At 73.0% G+C, this 15,620-nt stretch carries 14 protein-coding genes; 6 read left to right on the top strand and 8 right to left on the bottom strand.

All coding sequences use genetic code 11. The features are described 5' to 3' along the window. Positions 1-153 precede the first annotated feature (153 nt). Positions 154-876, top strand: a complete 723-nt coding sequence (locus ACFY3I_RS01690) for a hypothetical protein (RefSeq protein WP_390858862.1) — start codon at positions 154-156, stop codon at positions 874-876. Between the two features lie 206 nt (positions 877-1,082). On the opposite strand, the gene ACFY3I_RS01685 is transcribed toward ACFY3I_RS01690, so the two are convergent. The 3 genes from ACFY3I_RS01685 to ACFY3I_RS01675 all read right to left on the bottom strand — a co-directional run bounded on the left by ACFY3I_RS01685 (position 1,083) and on the right by ACFY3I_RS01675 (position 3,246). Further along, positions 1,083-1,634 carry an RDD family protein gene (locus ACFY3I_RS01685; protein ID WP_390858861.1) on the bottom strand — a complete coding sequence of 184 codons (552 nt, stop codon included), beginning with the start codon at positions 1,632-1,634 and terminating at the stop codon, positions 1,083-1,085. Between the two features lie 243 nt (positions 1,635-1,877). Continuing rightward, complete coding sequence (locus ACFY3I_RS01680; RefSeq protein WP_365294217.1) at positions 1,878-2,039, bottom strand: hypothetical protein; 162 nt, start codon at positions 2,037-2,039, stop codon at positions 1,878-1,880. 217 nt (positions 2,040-2,256) lie between these two features. Beyond that, complete coding sequence (locus ACFY3I_RS01675; protein ID WP_390858860.1) at positions 2,257-3,246, bottom strand: Lrp/AsnC family transcriptional regulator; 990 nt, start codon at positions 3,244-3,246, stop codon at positions 2,257-2,259. Between the two features lie 171 nt (positions 3,247-3,417). On the opposite strand from ACFY3I_RS01675, the gene ACFY3I_RS01670 reads away from it, so the two are divergent. The 3 genes from ACFY3I_RS01670 to ACFY3I_RS01660 all read left to right on the top strand — a co-directional run bounded on the left by ACFY3I_RS01670 (position 3,418) and on the right by ACFY3I_RS01660 (position 6,117). Beyond that, a complete protein-coding gene (locus ACFY3I_RS01670; RefSeq protein WP_390858859.1) occupies positions 3,418-4,287 on the top strand; it encodes an oxidoreductase in 870 nt (289 codons plus the stop codon). A gap of 207 nt (positions 4,288-4,494) precedes the next feature. After that, a complete protein-coding gene (locus ACFY3I_RS01665) occupies positions 4,495-5,229 on the top strand; it encodes a beta-glucanase (protein ID WP_390858858.1) in 735 nt (244 codons plus the stop codon). Between the two features lie 246 nt (positions 5,230-5,475). Continuing rightward, positions 5,476-6,117 (top strand): lysophospholipid acyltransferase family protein, encoded by a 642-nt coding sequence (locus ACFY3I_RS01660; RefSeq protein ID WP_390858857.1) that lies wholly within the window; start codon positions 5,476-5,478, stop codon positions 6,115-6,117. Between the two features lie 22 nt (positions 6,118-6,139). Here ACFY3I_RS01660 and ACFY3I_RS01655 read toward each other — a convergent pair whose 3' ends face one another. Beyond that, on the bottom strand, positions 6,140-6,535 hold the full coding sequence (locus ACFY3I_RS01655) for a nuclear transport factor 2 family protein (protein ID WP_365294210.1): 396 nt from the start codon (positions 6,533-6,535) through the stop codon (positions 6,140-6,142). A 53-nt stretch (positions 6,536-6,588) separates the two neighbouring features. On the opposite strand from ACFY3I_RS01655, the gene ACFY3I_RS01650 reads away from it, so the two are divergent. Next, positions 6,589-7,167 (top strand): PadR family transcriptional regulator, encoded by a 579-nt coding sequence (locus ACFY3I_RS01650; RefSeq protein WP_390858856.1) that lies wholly within the window; start codon positions 6,589-6,591, stop codon positions 7,165-7,167. A 50-nt stretch (positions 7,168-7,217) separates the two neighbouring features. Here the strand turns inward: ACFY3I_RS01650 and ACFY3I_RS01645 are convergent, their stop codons facing one another. The 4 genes from ACFY3I_RS01645 to ACFY3I_RS01630 all read right to left on the bottom strand — a co-directional run bounded on the left by ACFY3I_RS01645 (position 7,218) and on the right by ACFY3I_RS01630 (position 13,031). Continuing rightward, positions 7,218-8,375 (bottom strand): C40 family peptidase, encoded by a 1,158-nt coding sequence (locus tag ACFY3I_RS01645; protein WP_390859409.1) that lies wholly within the window; start codon positions 8,373-8,375, stop codon positions 7,218-7,220. 106 nt (positions 8,376-8,481) lie between these two features. Continuing rightward, positions 8,482-8,964 carry an RNA polymerase sigma factor gene (locus ACFY3I_RS01640; protein WP_365294207.1) on the bottom strand — a complete coding sequence of 161 codons (483 nt, stop codon included), beginning with the start codon at positions 8,962-8,964 and terminating at the stop codon, positions 8,482-8,484. Between the two features lie 274 nt (positions 8,965-9,238). Further along, positions 9,239-9,904, bottom strand: coding sequence for a M15 family metallopeptidase (locus tag ACFY3I_RS01635; protein ID WP_390858855.1), 666 nt, complete (start codon positions 9,902-9,904; stop codon positions 9,239-9,241). Positions 9,905-9,989: 85 nt separating this feature from the next. Next, complete coding sequence (locus tag ACFY3I_RS01630; protein WP_390858854.1) at positions 9,990-13,031, bottom strand: BTAD domain-containing putative transcriptional regulator; 3,042 nt, start codon at positions 13,029-13,031, stop codon at positions 9,990-9,992. 524 nt (positions 13,032-13,555) lie between these two features. Between ACFY3I_RS01630 and ACFY3I_RS01625 the strand changes: the two genes are divergently transcribed. Then, complete coding sequence (locus ACFY3I_RS01625; RefSeq protein ID WP_390858853.1) at positions 13,556-15,604, top strand: phosphocholine-specific phospholipase C; 2,049 nt, start codon at positions 13,556-13,558, stop codon at positions 15,602-15,604. Positions 15,605-15,620: the final 16 nt, after the last annotated feature.

The raw sequence follows: 15,620 nt of genomic DNA, 5'->3' as shown, positions 1-15,620 counted from the left end.
CGGCCGCTCCCGAGTGGCGGTCTCGGCGGCGGCGGTGATCTGTACATGATCTGGGACGCGACCCCAGCCTGGCAGCGGGGCTGCGACGGCCGGCTCGTCTCCTGTGACCCGCCGCCGATGGCATGAGTGTGAAGACAGACCTAGGAAAGAGTTATGGCGAAAGAGCGAGTCACGGTGTGCCTTCCCCCGTGCGAGCCGGGGGATGTCTTCCAGGCCATCACCGCGGCGATGGCGCCGTTCGACTACAACCGTGATCCCGGAGTGGGCGATCCGGATGTCGAGACCTGGTGGGACTACTGGCAGATCGACGGCGGGGGCTGCGAGTTCCTGGTCGTTCCGGGGCACGAGGACGACCCGCGTCTCATCCGGGGTGCCAAAACCCTGTCCGGAGAACCGCGCAACGTTCCTCCGGGACTGTGCGACGGTGGCCCGCGAGCACTGCTGGATCTCGAGACGCCGCGGGCGCGGGCGGCTGCCGAGGCACGCCGGGCCTTCGAAGCGTGGCAGGACTTCGCAGCGGCTTACCCGCCCGCCCGCGCGGCGGGTGAGTTCTGGGCCCGGCACTTCGCCGACCCCGAGAACTACCCGCGTGACCGGGCGCTGGAGGACTTCCGAACGCAGCCGGCCATCGCGGCGCTCCTGGACAACCCTGAACTGGAGGACCTCGTGGGCGACAAGCCGGTCGCCACTCTGGGTGGTGACCTCGACGCCCTGGTGCGCCACACCACGGACCTGGTCCTGTCCTCGAACGCCCTGCTGACCCTGGCCGGACGCTGGCTGGACGTCGCGAACGCCGAGCGGCGTCAGTACTTCACCGACTATCTGGTGGGACTTCCGGCCGACGCGTACGCCGTCCGAGTGCTGTACCACGGATGAGGTCTGCGCCCGCGCTGCTGCCGCGCGGGGGTGTCCTTGCGCACCGGCCGAACGCGCGGGCGTCCGCCCGTCGTTGCGGGACCTCACATCTCGTCCGCTTCCAGAGCCGGCCGCCCGCGACGGCGTAGACGTCCGCTGCGGCTGCGGCTGGGACGCAGCAGGTCTGCTGTGCGTCCCGGCCGGTGTGCCGTCGGCTGAGCCGGTGCCTACGCGGCGCGTCGGACGACGACCGAGCCCGCCATCGAGTCGACCAGGCTCTGCTTCTCGCCGCCGAGGACCTTGAACAGGTCGACCCAGACGATGACGGTCAGCGTGATCCCGCTGAGGAAGCCCATCACCAGGCCGCCGAGCAGGAAGTTGCGGACGAACATGTCGCCCCAGGTCAGCCTGGCGCCGGTGTCCTTCTTCACCAGGGTCAGGCCCAGGAGCTTCTGGCCCGGGTTCGCCGCGTCGGTGGACCAGGTGACCATGGCCCAGATCAGCCAGCCGATGCCCAGGGTGACGGTCATGAGCAGGATGTTCAGCAGGTAGGCGCCGAAGCGCAGCCCCGCGCCGACGCGCAGTTCCTTCGGCACGGTCGGTGCCACGTACATGGGGTAACCCGCCGCCTGGGCGGGGATGAGCGGCGCGGTCGGCGCCGGTCCGAATCCGGGTGCCGGCACGGGGGCGGTGGCCGGCACGGGGGCGGTGGCCGGTACGGGAGTGGCTTGCGGCGCGGTCTCGGGAGTCGTCCCGGGCGTCGTCTTGTCCATGTTCATCGTGTTGCTCCTCAGCAGGTCGCGGTGGGTCAGGAACGGGGTGGGGAGGGGGTCTTGCGGGAGGGCGCGCCGACGCGGCTTTCGGGAGGGTGCCGGCGGCCCCGGCTCGGCGAGCCGTCGGGGCGGCACCGTCGACCGGCAGGTTCGAGCCGTTCAGCTCGCCGCAGCGCGGGTGGTGGTCACCGTCGCGGGCGTCACTTCTTGGCGCTGTCTCACACCTGAGCGCTTGTTCTCGGCCCTGTGCTAGGCACCTTGCGGGACACCGCACTTGCCGGCCGGTGCGTTCTCGCCGTGGTCCAGGACCGGCTTGGCGGCCGCCGCGGGGGTCGTCGTGACCGCGTAGGACGCCGAGGCGAGGACTGCGACCGTCGCTACGGCGACGGACGGGCGGCGCGTGAGGCGCATGCGGGTTCCTTGCGAGGTGGATGTGATCGTCGCAGTGCCCGGCGGATCGGCGGAAGCGCTGGTTCCGGGCCCGGGGTGATCGTGCCACACCGTGAAGGGTCCGTGAAGGTTCGTGAAGATCTTGTGATGTGCATACTTGCGGTTCGATCCGGCGCGGGAGCGACAACAGGGCGATCGTCTCTCGGCACGGCACCGGTCCATGGCGCGGTGGGTGTCATCACGGGGTGAGGCGGCCCTGGTGGATGCGGGTGCCCGCCTGCTTGAGGCGGTGCAGGACCGGGACGACGTCGACCCGGGTGACGGCGGACAGGGTGCCGACGGTGTCGGTGACGTAGGCGTAGAGGTCGTCCATGGTGCGGCAGGTGACGGTGACGAGGAGGTTCGCGGAGCCGGTGACGGCGGCGGCGAACGTGGTCCCGGGGTGGCGGGACAGCGCTTCCCCGGTGGCGTGGAGTTGCCCGGGGCCGACGGTGAGCCAGAGGTACGCGGTGGCGTGGAAACCGAAGCGGGCGTAGACCAGGTCGACGGCCAGGTGCAGGGCCTGTCCGCGGCGCAGTTCCTCCAGGCGGGCCGAGGCGCGGGCCTTGGACCAGCCGGTCGCGCGCGCCAGGTCGGCCACGCTGGTGCGTCCGTCGCGTGCCAGCGCCGCCAGCAGCGGGGCGTCGGCCTCGCCGAGCACCGCCTCGGTGCCGGAGCGGGGTTCTCGTGGCACGGGGGACCCGTCCCGGCGGTGCAGCAGGGCGATGTCGGCAGGGGTGAGGGGTTCGTCGAAGGCGCGCCATTTGGCGTCGGTGCCCAGGTGCATGTGGAGCACGGCGTACGCGTGGAAGCCCAGGACCTTGGCCGTCCGGGGGAGACGGTGCAGGACGGAGCCGTGGGGACGGGTGGGGTCGCTGCGGGTCTGGCAGACGATCTCGGATCCGCCGGAGGTGACGCTGACGTAGGCGGTGTCCTCGCGCGCGGCCAGAGCGTCGGCCAGGGCGTCGGCGGCGTCGGGCCGGCACTGGACCCGTACGAACCAGGTCTGGTCGCGTGTGCCGAGGTGCCCGGGCAGGGCGCGCACCCGGAGCGCTCCGTCGGCGACCAGGGCGCGGTAGCGCCGTGCGGCGGTCTGTTCCGAGACGCCCGCGACCTGGGCGACGGTACGGAACGAGGCGCGCCCGTCCTGGAGCAGGCATTGCACGATCCGCCGGTCCGTCTGGTCCATGGCGGAAGTATAGGTAGGTCTGGAAAGGTTCCATGGAAGTTCGTGCCGGATCCGCGGGCGTCTGCTGCCGGCTCAAGCGGACGCCCGGCACGGTGGGCGTCATGAGGCCGAGCGGGCCTGCGCCGAGGCGAGCGGCCCGGCGTCTTCCACGTTTCCTGCGAGGAGTTCGCGATGAGCGACGTACTTCCCGGCGGCACCCTGCGCCTGTCCGAGACCCTGACCGTGACCCGTGTCGGCTTCGGCGCCCTGCAACTGGCCGGACCGATGGCCTACGGGCCACCGCGCGACCGGGAGGAGGCGGTGGCCGTGCTGCGTGCGGTGGCCGAGGCGGGCGTCACGCACCTCGACACCAGCGACTACTACGGCCCGCACCTGGTGAACGGCCTGATCCGGGAGGCCCTGCACCCCTTCCGCGAAGACCTGCGCATCGCCACCAAGGTCGGGGCGCGCCGCACTCTGGACCGGGGGTGGCCGGCGGCGTTGTCGCGCCCGGAACTGGTGCGGGCCGTGCACGACAACCTCGATCACCTGGGCCTGGAGGTGCTGGACCTGGTGAACCTGCGCATGACCGACACCCTGGCGGCCGAGGACGTCGTCGAGCCGTTCACGGTGCTCGCCGAACTGCGCGAGCAGGGCCTGATCCGCAACCTGGGCGTCAGCAACGTCAGCGCGGAGCAGGTCCGCGCCGCCCGGCAGATCGCACCGGTGGTCGCGGTGCAGAACCACTACAACGTCGCGCACCGCGGGGACGACGCCTTGGTGGACTGGTGCGCCGAGCAGGGCATCGCGTTCGTCCCCTTCTGGCCGTTGGGCGGATTCCGGCCGCTGCAGGCCCAGGCCCTGGACCAGGTCGCGGACGAACTCGGCGCCACACCCCGTCAGATCGCGCTCGCCTGGCTGCTGCACCGCTCGCCCACGATGCTGCTGATTCCCGGCACCTCCACCCGCGCCCACCTCGCGCAGAACATCGACGCCGCGGCGATCCGGCTGCCGGAGCGGGCTCTGCGCACCCTCGACGCCATCGCCGCCGCGGCCCACTGACCACGGCCGCCGGGAGCCCGCGCGCGGTCGGCCGCCGATCTTCCGGAGAAGATGTTCGAGTACGGCTCCCGTGTTCGAGTGCGCGTGGCGGTCCCTTCACCCACAGGTGCGAGGGTCACCGCGTCTGCGGTGGTCACGGCATGGGTGGCCGTCCGGCCGGGCAGCACTGCGGCATCCGACGCCGTGTCCGCCATCGAGGGAGCGCACGTGAGCGATGTCGTCTTCACGGCCGATTTCACCTCCGCCCGCCAGTGGGTGGCCGGACGTTCCTGGGCCTATCCCGACGGCGGCCCCACCAACCCGGGCGACAACAAACTGGACCACCTCACCGCGGATCCGTCCTACTCCCGGACCGGGACGTTCCGTGCCACCCGCCGGAGCGACGGCTACTGGAACACCGGGCTGCTGACCACCGAGGGAAGCGTCGAGGGCTTCCAGGTCCGCACCGGTGACCAGCTCCGGGCCCGGGTCCTCCTGCCCACCGGGCTGGGCGCCTGGCCCGCGATCTGGACCTGGCGGGACGGCGGCAACGAGGTCGACGTCTTCGAGTACCACCCCGACAACCCCGACCTGCTGGAGCTCACCAACCACGTCCGCCAGGGACACACCTACCTCCACCATCCGGCGGTGCGTCCGGGCGGCGTCGTCGACCTGGGCGTGACCTTCGGCCGCCGCAGTGTCGTCTGGACGCTGAACGGCGCCCAGGTCTTCGCCGACGGACGGGGCGTCGGATCCGGCTGGTCCGCCTACCTCATCGTCAACCTCTCCGTCTGCGCGGGCCGCTACCACCCCCGCCCGGACCCCAAGGCCACCGAACTGTCCTACCGCGTGGAGAACCTGACGGTGCGGCGCTCCGTCGTCCCGCACGCGGCCGAATCCCTTGACGACGACGAGGCGGTGGACGGGACCGCCGACGAGACCGCGGCCGGGACGGGCGCGTAGCCGGAGCGGCCGACCCTCCCGACGGGGCCGAGCGCTGACTTCCCGACGGGGCCGAGAGCCGAGCCGCCGCAATGGGTCGAGTGTCGAGTCGCCGCACGGGGTCGAGTGCCCAGCCGCCGTCCGAGGTTGAGTACCGGCACGGGCGGAGCTGAGTAGCAGCGCGCACGCCCCGGCGCCCTCCGGTCCCCGAGGATGAGGACCATCCGCCGGGGATGAGGGCCATCCTCGTGGAGACCGGGAGACCCCATGCTCAGCCGCCTCGCCGCCGTCCTGCTGCCGACCGTCGGGAGACTCACCGTGACCGCCGACCCGGCCGCCGTCCTCGCGCCGGGCAGCATCATCGCCGTCAACCACACCTCCCTCGCCGATCCGGCCGTCGTGCTCGCCGCCCTGCGTCGCCTGGGCGCCGAGCCCGCCGTCATGGCGGCCGCCGGTCTGTGGCGGATCCCCCTGCTGGGCCGCGCGCTCACCCGCGAGGGGCACATCCCGGTGCACCGCGGCGACCGTCGAGCCGACCGCTGTCTCGACCTGTCCGCGGCCGCCCTGGGCGAGGGGCGCATGGTCCTCGTCTACGGCGAGGGCGGCCTCCCGCGCCGCACCGACTCCGCCGAGGCCGAGCCCGCCGCCTTCCGCGGCGGACTGGCGCGGCTGGCCGAACGCACCGGTGCCCCCGTCGTCCCGGTCGGCCAGGCCGGAGCCCGGCGCATCACCTCGGGCAGCACCGGCAAGCAGCTCGCCGGGCTGGTGACCGCACCGCTGCGCCGCCCGTCCCTGCACGTCCATGTCGGCGCGCCGATCACCCTGAGCGGCGGCCGGGCGGCGGGTACCGCGCAGGCCCACGGCGCGGTGACGGCCGCGTGGCGCACGGCGGCCGGACAACTCGCCTGAACCGTGCGCGTCCCCGTCGCGGTCAGCTCGTGGCCGCGGCCTCCCGCGCGATGTCCTCGAACCGGGCGTTCATGGCCTCGGCCAGTGCGTGGGCGGCGGTGAGCGGCCGCACCATCACCGTGAAGTCGTCGATCTTCCCGTTCTCGTCGAGGTGCAGGAAGTCGCAGCCCTGGAGTTTCCTGCCGGCCACCGTCGCCGTGAAGACGAGGGCGATGTCCCGGCCGTCGGGGTTCGCGATCTCCCGCACGTACGTGAAGTCCTCGAAGACCTGGGAGACCGCGCGCAGGATCGCCGCGGTGATCGCCTTGCCCGCGTACGGCTTGAAGGCGACCGGGCTGGTGAAGACGACGTCGTCGGCCAGCAGGGCGGCCGCGGCGTCCATGTCGTGGCTCTCGACGGCCTTGCGGAAGGGATGCATGGGTCCACCTCGCCTAGTCAAAAAATTGAGTAGGTGGATGGTAGCGTGCGGCCATGGCTCTGCGGAACGCTGTGATGGCCGCCCTCCTGGAGGGCGAGGCCTCCGGATACGACCTCGCGAAGGGATTCGACGCGACGGTCGCCAACTTCTGGGCGGCCACACCCCAGCAGCTCTACCGCGAACTGGACCGCATGGAGGCCGAGGGGCTGGTCACCGCGCGCGTCGTCGAACAGGAGCGGCGGCCCAACAAGCGGCTGTTCTCGCTGACGGAGGCGGGCCTGCGGGCGGTGCGCGCGTACATCGCCGAGCCGCCCGCCCGGCCCGCCGTGGTCCGGGACGAACTGCTGGTCAAGGTGCAGTGCGCGGACGCCGGTGACATCGAGGCGGTCCGTTCCGCCGTCGCCGGGCGGATGGACCTGGCCACCGCCAAACTGGCCCGCTACGAACGGATCCGCCGGCGGCTGCTCGCCGGACGCTCGGAGGAGGCGTACTTCGCGGAGGCGGAACGCGTCGGGCCGTACCTCACGCTGCTGCGCGGGATGTCCTTCGAGCGCGAGAACCTGCGCTGGGGCGAGCTGGCCCTGCGCAGACTGGAGGAACGGGCCGCCAGGAATGGACAACAAAGTGAGTAGCGGTCCGGACGGGACGCCCGGTACGCGGACGCCCCGTGCCGGAGCCGGGTTCAGCAGGTGGCGACCCCCGGCAGCCACGCCGGGCCCTTGATGTAGATGTTCGTCAGCCACGCCCCGTTGGTCAGCTTGGACCAGGCGTCGTTGGTGTAACCCTCGGCCGTGACCTTCTGGGCGTGCGACTGGCAGACCACGTTGACCGTCGTGGGCTGCGGGAAGTAGTCGACGACCCCGGCGTTCACGTTGGGCTCGCTGTGCGTGCGCACCCCGGTGCCCCAGGTCTGGAACGCCGTGCTGTCCCCGCTCGGCGGCGGCGGGGTGTCGCCGCCGCAGTCCGGGACACCGGGCAGTTCGGCCGGGCCCTTGATGTAGATGTTGGTCAGCCAGGAGCCGTCGGCGAGCTTGGACCAGATGTCGTTGGTGTAGCCCTCGGCGGTCACCGTCTCCGCGTGCTCCTGGCACTGCACCGAGACCTGCGTCGGCCCGGCGAAGGTGTCCACCGCGGACGAGTGCACGCTCGGCGTGGAGTGCGTGCGCACCCCCGTGCCCCAGGTCTCGAACGTCGTGCCGCCGTCGGCCGGCGGCGGCACCGGCGTACCCGAGGGGTTGACGCGGATCGCGCCCGCGTAGTCGCCGCCCGTGCGCACCGGGGCGACCCGGATGTGGGTGCCCGACTCGTACGCCTCGACCATCTGCCCGGCACCCAGGTACATGGCGACATGGTGGACGTGCCCGCTGCCCCAGAACATCAGGTCACCGGGGAGCAGCGGGGCGGTGCCCTGGGAGGCCGAGAAGCGGGCGACGGCCTGCGAGCTGTGGTACTGGTCGTCGGCCGTGCCGTTGAGCAGGTCCTGCCCGGTCGCCCGGTAGTACGCGTACCGCATCAGCCCCGAACAGTCGAAGCCCTTGCGCTCGCCGTCGTGCAGGCTGTCGGGGTCGGAACCGTCGTAGTAGCCGTACGTGGCACCGGGGGTGGCACCGTGCCCGCCGCCCCAGCTGTACCAGACGCCGATCTGCGAGCAGGCCGCGGCGACGGCGGCCTGCGCGGTTGCCGAGGCGCCGGAGGCCAGCACGCCGCAGGTCGTGTCCTGGGCGGTGCGCGGGGCGGCCGGGTGCGCGGTGGCCGCGTGTGCGGTGGCCGGGAGGAAGGAGATCAGGGCGATCGCCGCGGCGGCGGCGGACGCCCGGCCCGGTGTGGTGAGTTCGGAGATCCTCAAGGTGTACATCCTTGGTCGACGTGGAGCCGTGCGGGTGTACGGGGGTCCTGTGACCTGCCCGGGGCCGCGTCCCACCCCCGTCGGGACGCGGCCCCGGCGCTCAACCGGCCAGTAGGGCGCGCATCTTGGCCAGGGCCCGCATCCGGTTGCGCTGGACGGTGCCGCGATGCGCGCCGAGCCGTTCCCCGGCCGTGTCGTGGGTGAGGCCCTCCAGGTCGACGAGGATCACCGCGGCCGCCTCCTTCGGCGACAGCACGCTCAGCAGCGCGAGGGCGGTGGCCGAGGCCTCGTACGAGCCGAACCCGCCGTCCCAGCCCGCCTCGGGCAGCCGGTCGGTGGTCCGCTCCCGGCGGGAGGGGTGCAGCCAGGAGTCGCGCAACAGGTTCAGCGCGACCGCGCAGGTGTAGGCGTAGGGATGCGTCTGGTGCGCGAGGTTCTGGGCGCGGGCCCGCCGGGACAGGCGCAGGTAGGTCTCCTGCAGCAGGTCGTCGGCGTCGTGCGGGTTGCCGGTCAGGGCCAGCAGCCGCCTGCGCAGTCTGGGCATGTCGGCGGTGAAGGAGGCGTCGAAGTCGCCCGGGGACATGGCTGCCCGACCCGTCTCACCGGGCCCCTGCCCGGCCTTTCGCGTTCTCGGTACGGCTTCGCGTGGTTCCCGCGTACAGGTACCGCCGTGGCTTTCCATGGTCGTCCCCCGTCGGTCGTCCGTGGTCGTCGTGCTGGGTGCGGTGTTCGCGCTGAGTGTGGCGTTCGTGCCGGGTGCGGTGGCCGTGTCGAGTGCGGTGTTCGTCCCGGGCGCGGTGGTCGTGTCGAGCGAGCGGTTCGTGACGTCCGGCGTGTTCTCGGTGCCGGCACGCCGGTCACACGGGCCGGGCGCCGGGCGAGGCGGGCCCGTAACGGGCGGCCGGCGCGCCGCTCAGCAGGGCCCAGTACCGGTCGCCGTAGGACCAGTGCCACCACTCCGTGGGGTAGTTGACGAAACCGGCCGTGGTCAGGGCCCGTCCCATCAGCTCCCGGTTGGCGCGGGCCTCGGCGCCGATGCCCGCCGCCCCGGTACGGCAGGTGCCCGCGCTCTCCTCCGGGGTGGCGTTGACCTCCGTGCCCAGCGGCAGCTCGGTGCCGTCCGCGGTGCACAGGGTCACGTCCACCGCCCCGCCGCTGACGTGCGGCGCCACCTCGGGCGGGGAGATGTAGGCGCTGGCCAGCTCCCGGATCCGGTCCGGCGGGGCGTCGGGACGGGCCGCGCGCAGTGTCGCCGCGTACTCCTCGAAGTAGCGGCGCTGCAACTCGGGCGGCCGGTACCCCTCCACCACGAGGAACCTGATCCCGGTGGGCAGGAGCGACTGCGCCTCCAGCAGCCGGGCGAGGGCACCGGAGCGCAGGTGTGCGTAGCTGCCGTCCCGGTCCGCCTGGCGGCGGTCGAGCAGCAGGCCGGGACCGTCGCGCAGGTCGACCAGCGGTTCACCGCATTCCTGCTCGGCGACCGCCGCGACCCGGGGGTCGGAGAGCGTGATGATGTCCGTCACGCGGACAACGGTGCCCGGCGCCCCTGCAATTGCCCTGCAGGTTCTCTGCAAGCGCGCCACCAGGGCCTGCGTGGGACCGATCGGGCTACGACGGCCCGTCGGCCCGGTGCTCTTCGGCCTCCCGCGCGCCCGTCGACCGGAACACCTCCAGCGCCTGTGCCCGTGCCGCCCGCGCGGACTCCGGGTCGCCGTCCGCCGTCCACACCTCGGCCAGGTCCCACACGGTCCGCGCCCGCCACAATGGCAGCCCCAGCTCCGCCCAGAGGGCAGTCGCCCGCTCCAGCGGTTCCCGGGCCCCGTCGGTGTCCCCGGCCGCCAGCCTCGCCTGCCCGAGCGTGCGCAGCACCAGCGCCTCGCCGAAGCGGTCCTGCCGCTGCCGGGCCACCGCCAGGCAGCGCTCCAGCCGCGGCTCCGCCCGTTCCGTACGACCGGTGCGCAACTCGACTTTGGCCAACGACTGTTCGGTGTACATCGTGCCGAAGACGTCGTGCAGGCCGGTGAAGAGCCGCAGGGCGTCGTGCAACAGCCGTTCGGCCTCCGGGTACCGGCCCTCGGCCCGGTCGCACAGGGCCAGCGAACGCAGGGTGAGCCCCTCGCCGTGCCGGTCCTCGGCGGCCCGGTAGAGCGCCAGGCCGCGGGACAGGGCCGCCCGGGCCGGCCCGCCGCGCCCCTGCTCGCGGTGCACGTACCCGATGCCGTACAGCACGCGTGCCCTGGCACCGGTGTCGCCGTCGTCGCCGTACCGCTCCAGCGCGGCATCGAGGAGCTCCGACGCCTCGGCGTAGCGGGCCTGTTCGCGGCGTACGGTGCCCATCCCGGCCAGCGCCATCGCCGACCCCTCGGCCGAGCCCTCGCCGAACAGCCGCAGCGCGTCGGCGAAATAGGTGTAGGAGTCCTCGAACCTGTCCTGTTCGTAGCGGAGTTGGCCGAGACCGGCGAGCAGCCACGCCTCGCCCTCGACGTCCCCGCCGCGGCGCACCGCCGCCATGGCCGCGGTGTGCGAGCGGGACCAGGCGTCGAACTGGTTGTACAGCACCGCCGAACTCGCTATCAGAGCACCGGCGAGGTCCCGCGCTGCCCGTGCCATGCCGTGGTCGGCGCAGTGCGTCACGGCGGCCAGCAGCCCGGCCTGCTCGGCGGCGAACCAGGCCGCCGGCCGGGCGAGCAGCGCCTCCTCCGTCTCCGGGTCGAGGGGACGGACGGCCGCCGGTTCGGGGAAGTGCCGTACCGCACCGCCCGGGCCGCGGGCGGCCGCCTTGCGGGCCAGGTCCAGCCAGCAGCCGACGAGCCGCAGTACCGCGGCGGCACGCTCCTCGGCGCTCTCCTCGGACAGGCAGCGCTCGCGCGCGTGTTCGCGGGCGAGGTCGTGGATCCGGTAGCGGGCGAGCCCGGTGCCGTCCGTCCCGATCACGTCGACGAAGTGGCAGTCCACCAGCCGCTCGACGGCCTCCTCGGCCTCCTCGGTCCCCATGCCGAGCAGCGGCGCGGCGATCCAGGCCGCGAAGTCGGGCAGGTCCAGCAGTGCGAGGCGGCGCAGGGCCCGCTGCTCCTGAGGCCCGAGGTCGGCGTAGCCGAGTTCCAGGCTGGTGCGCAACTCCAGGTCCCCGGCGCTGAGTTCGTTGAGCCGGCGCTGCTCGTCGCGCAACCGTCCGGCGAGCCGGGCGGGCGCCCAGTGCGGGCGGGCGGCCAACCGGGCCCCGGCGATGCGTACGGCGAGCGGCAGCCGCCCGCACAGGGTGACGATCTCCGCGGCCCGCTCCGGATCCGCCCCGGCCCGCCCGGGGCCGGCCACCCGGCGGAACAGGTCGAGGGCCTCGGCCTCGTCCGGGACGGCGAGGTCCAGGTGGGCGGCGCCCTCCAGGGCCACCAGCCGGCGGCGGCTGGTGATCAGCACCGCGGAGCCGGGACCGGGCGGCAGCAGCGGCCTGACGGCCGCCTCGCCGGCCGCGTTGTCCAGGACGATCAGGACCCGCCGGTGCCCGATGTGGGTGCGGTACAGACCGGTCAGCTCCTCGACCCCGGAGGACACCGTGTCCGGGTCGACCCCCATCGCGCGCAGCAGCCGGGAGAGTGCGTCGGCGGGCGCCAGCGGCGTGGTGTCGGCGGCTCTCAGGTCCACGAACAGGCGTCCGTCGGGGAAGAGTTCGGCGGTGCGGTGACCGACGTGCACCGCGAGGGCGGTCTTGCCCATGCCGGAACGCCCGGAGATCACCCCGATCGGGGGCGCGGTCCGGCCGGGATCGCCGACGCTCCGCAGCAGTTCGGTGGCCCATCCGACCTGTTCGGCGCGGCCTACGAAGTCGGCGATGTCGGGCGGGAGATGGGAGGGCGCGGGCTCGGCCGCGCGCGGCGCGGGCGGAGTGCGGGCCGGCTGCCCGGTCCCCAGCACGCCCGTGTCACCGCTCAGCACCGCCTGGTGGACTGCGCGCAGCTCCGGGCCGGGGTCGATGCCCAGTTCGTCCCGGAGGACGGTTCGGCCCTCCTGGAAGACGCGCAGCGCGTCGGAGACCCGGCCGGCGCGGAACAGGGCGGTCATCAGCTGGCCGCGCGGCCGCTCCCGCAACGGGTGTTCGGCCACGTGCGCGAGGAGCGGGGCGATCGTGCCGTCCGCGCGGCCGAGCTCCAGCGCCAGCCCGAAGAACTCCTCCTGGGCGACCAGCCGCAACTCCCCGAGCCGGGCCGCCTCGATCCGCGCGAACGACTGGCCGAGACCTTCCAGCGCCTCCCGGCCCCGCCACAGCCCCAGCGCCTCCGCCAGCGCGTCGGAGGCCTCCTCGGGACGCCGGGCGGACCGCCCCGCCGCGAGGAGTTCCTCGAACCGGCGCGCGTCGACCCGGCCGGGGGCGAGGTCGGCGACGTAGCCCGGGGGCCGGGTGCGGATCACCTCGGCGCTGCCGACCCGGGCCAGCGCCCGGCGCACGGCCGAGACATGGGTGGCCACCAGGGCGCCCGCGGTCGCCGGGGCCTCCTCGTCCCAGACGAGGTCCACCAGGCGCTCGGTGGGGATCACCCGGCCCAGGTGCACGACGAGCGCGGCGAGGACGGCCAGCGGCCGGGAGCCGCCGAGCGGGGCCCGCCGGCCCCCTGCCCAGACCTCCACCGGGCCGAGCAGACGAACTTCGAACATCGGTCCCCGATCGCTCCTTGCGGATGCCGACAACGATATCGGCGGGGACCCTCCGGACCGGGCGGGGAACGGGTCGTCGTGACCGGATCCCGACGGCCCGTCAGATGACGCGGGACCCGCCGGGACGCCCGGTGGGCCGAACGGGCACCGGACCGCCGGGTCCGGCGGGGCGGGACCTGCCGGTTGCCGGAGTTGGCCGGTTTCTGTGCGTGTCCGCACCGGTCCCCGTACGTCAGACGGGTGCGCGGCAGCCCTCGTATGACCGTGCCCGCGGATCGGCCGCGAAATCCACCGCACCGGCGATCCGAGCGGGCCGCATGTCCTGCGGACACCCCGTCGGCGCGGTCGACGACCCGGGAACGCGACGCCGTTCAGCACAAGGCCGCCCCCTCGCGTTGCGCCGACTTTCACATCGGCGCCACCAGACCCTTCCCTGACGTTCGATGCCCTTGGAACACTCGCACCCGCGCACAATCCGCCCCGTTCCGGCCATCCCGCACGTCAGGATGAGAGGTCGCACACCCATGACCGAAGCAAACCGGCGCCGATTCCTCCAACTCGCTGGCGCCACGACGGCGTTCACCGCGCTGTCCGGCAGCATCCAGCGCGCCGCCGCGCTGCCCGCGAACCACCGCACCGGGTCGATCGAGGACGTCGAGCACATCGTCGTCCTGATGCAGGAGAACCGTTCGTTCGACCACTACTTCGGCACCCTCAGAGGCGTCCGCGGCTTCGGCGACCCGCGTCCGGTCACCCAGGGCGGCACGTCGGTGTGGCACCAGTCGAACGGCACCAAGGACATCCTGCCGTTCCACCCGGACGCCGACGACCTGGGCCTCGCCTTCATCCAGGACCTCCCGCACGGCTGGGCCGACACGCACACCGCCGTCAACAACGGCAAGTACGACAAGTGGGTCCCGGCCAAGGGCTCCACGACCATGGCGTACCTGAACCGGGACGACATCCCGTTCCACTACGCGCTCGCCGACGCCTTCACCATCTGCGACGCCTACCACTGCTCGTTCATGGGTTCCACCGACCCGAACCGCTACTACCTGTGGTCGGGGTACACCGGCAACGACGGCCAGGGCGGCGGCCCGGTCCTCGGCAACGACGAGGCCGGCTACTCCTGGACTACGTACCCCGAGCGGCTGGAGAAGGCGGGGGTCTCCTGGAAGATCTACCAGGACGTCGGCGACGGCCTGGACGCGGCCGGCGGCTGGGGCTGGATCCAGGACGCCTACCGGGGCAACTACGGCGACAACTCGCTGCTCTACTTCAAGCAGTACCAGAACGCCAAGCCCGGCGACCCGCTGTACGACAAGGCCCGCACCGGCACCGACGCCAGCAAGGGCGAGGGTTTCTTCGACCGGCTGAAGGCCGACGTCAAGTCCGGCAAGCTGCCCCAGATCTCCTGGGTGGTCGCCCCCGAGGCCTTCACCGAGCACCCCAACTGGCCCGCCAACTACGGCGCCTGGTACATCTCCCAGGTCCTGGACGCGCTCACCGCCGACCCCGAGGTGTGGGCGAGGACGGCCCTGTTCATCACCTACGACGAGAACGACGGCTTCTTCGACCACCTGATCCCGCCGTTCCCGCCGGCCTCCGCCGCGCAGGGCCGGTCCACGGTCGACCCGTCGCTGGACCTCTTCAAGGGCGACGCGAGCCACGCGGCCGGCGCCTACGGCCTCGGCCAGCGGGTCCCGATGATCGTCGTCTCCCCCTGGAGCAAGGGCGGTTACGTCTGCTCCGAGACGCTCGACCACACCTCGGTCATCCGGTTCATGGAGCGGCGCTTCGGCGTCCACGAGCCGAACATCTCACCCTGGCGGCGCACCGTCAGCGGTGACCTGACCGCCGCGTTCGACTTCTCCCGCAAGGACACCAAGCCGGTCAGGCTGCCGTCCACGGACGGCTACCGGCCGACGGACGGCGACCGCCACCCCGACTACGTGCCCACCCCGCCCGCCCACCCGGCGCTGCCCAGGCAGGAGCGCGGCTCGCGGCCCACCCGGCCGCTCAGGTACGCCCCCCAGGTGGACGCCTCACCGGACCCGGCGGACGGCCGGATCACCCTCACCTTCGCCTCGGGCGCACAGGCCGGGGCCGCCTTCCTCGTCACGTCCGACAGCCGCGCCGACGGGCCCTGGACCTACACCACCGAGGCCGGCAGGTCCGTCTCCGACACCTGGAACCCGGTGCGCCCGGACGGCTCGTACGACCTGACCGTGCACGGCCCGAACGGCTTCCTGCGCGCCTTCCGGGGCCGCGGCAAGGTGGCGGGACCGGAGGTCACCGCGCGGCAGCACGGCGACGACGTCGAGCTGACCCTCACCAACAGGGGCACCGGTACGGTCAGGCTGAGGGTGGCGGACGGGTACGGCGGCCGGGAGCGCACCTTCACGGTCCGCGCGGGCGCCACCGTCAAGCACATCGCCCACCTCAACCACAGCGACCAGTGGTACGACCTGACGGTCACCTCCGACACCGACGCGACCTTCCTGCGGCGGTTCGCGGGGCACGTGGAGAACGGACGCCCCGGGGTGAGCGATCCGGCGATCATCACCGAATGACAACAGGCTGGGAACG

The organism is Streptomyces sp. NPDC001068, from assembly GCF_042897315.1.
In the GTDB taxonomy this organism is placed as follows: Bacteria; Actinomycetota; Actinomycetes; order Streptomycetales; family Streptomycetaceae; genus Streptomyces.
This window is presented reverse-complemented; position numbering and strand designations above follow the sequence as displayed.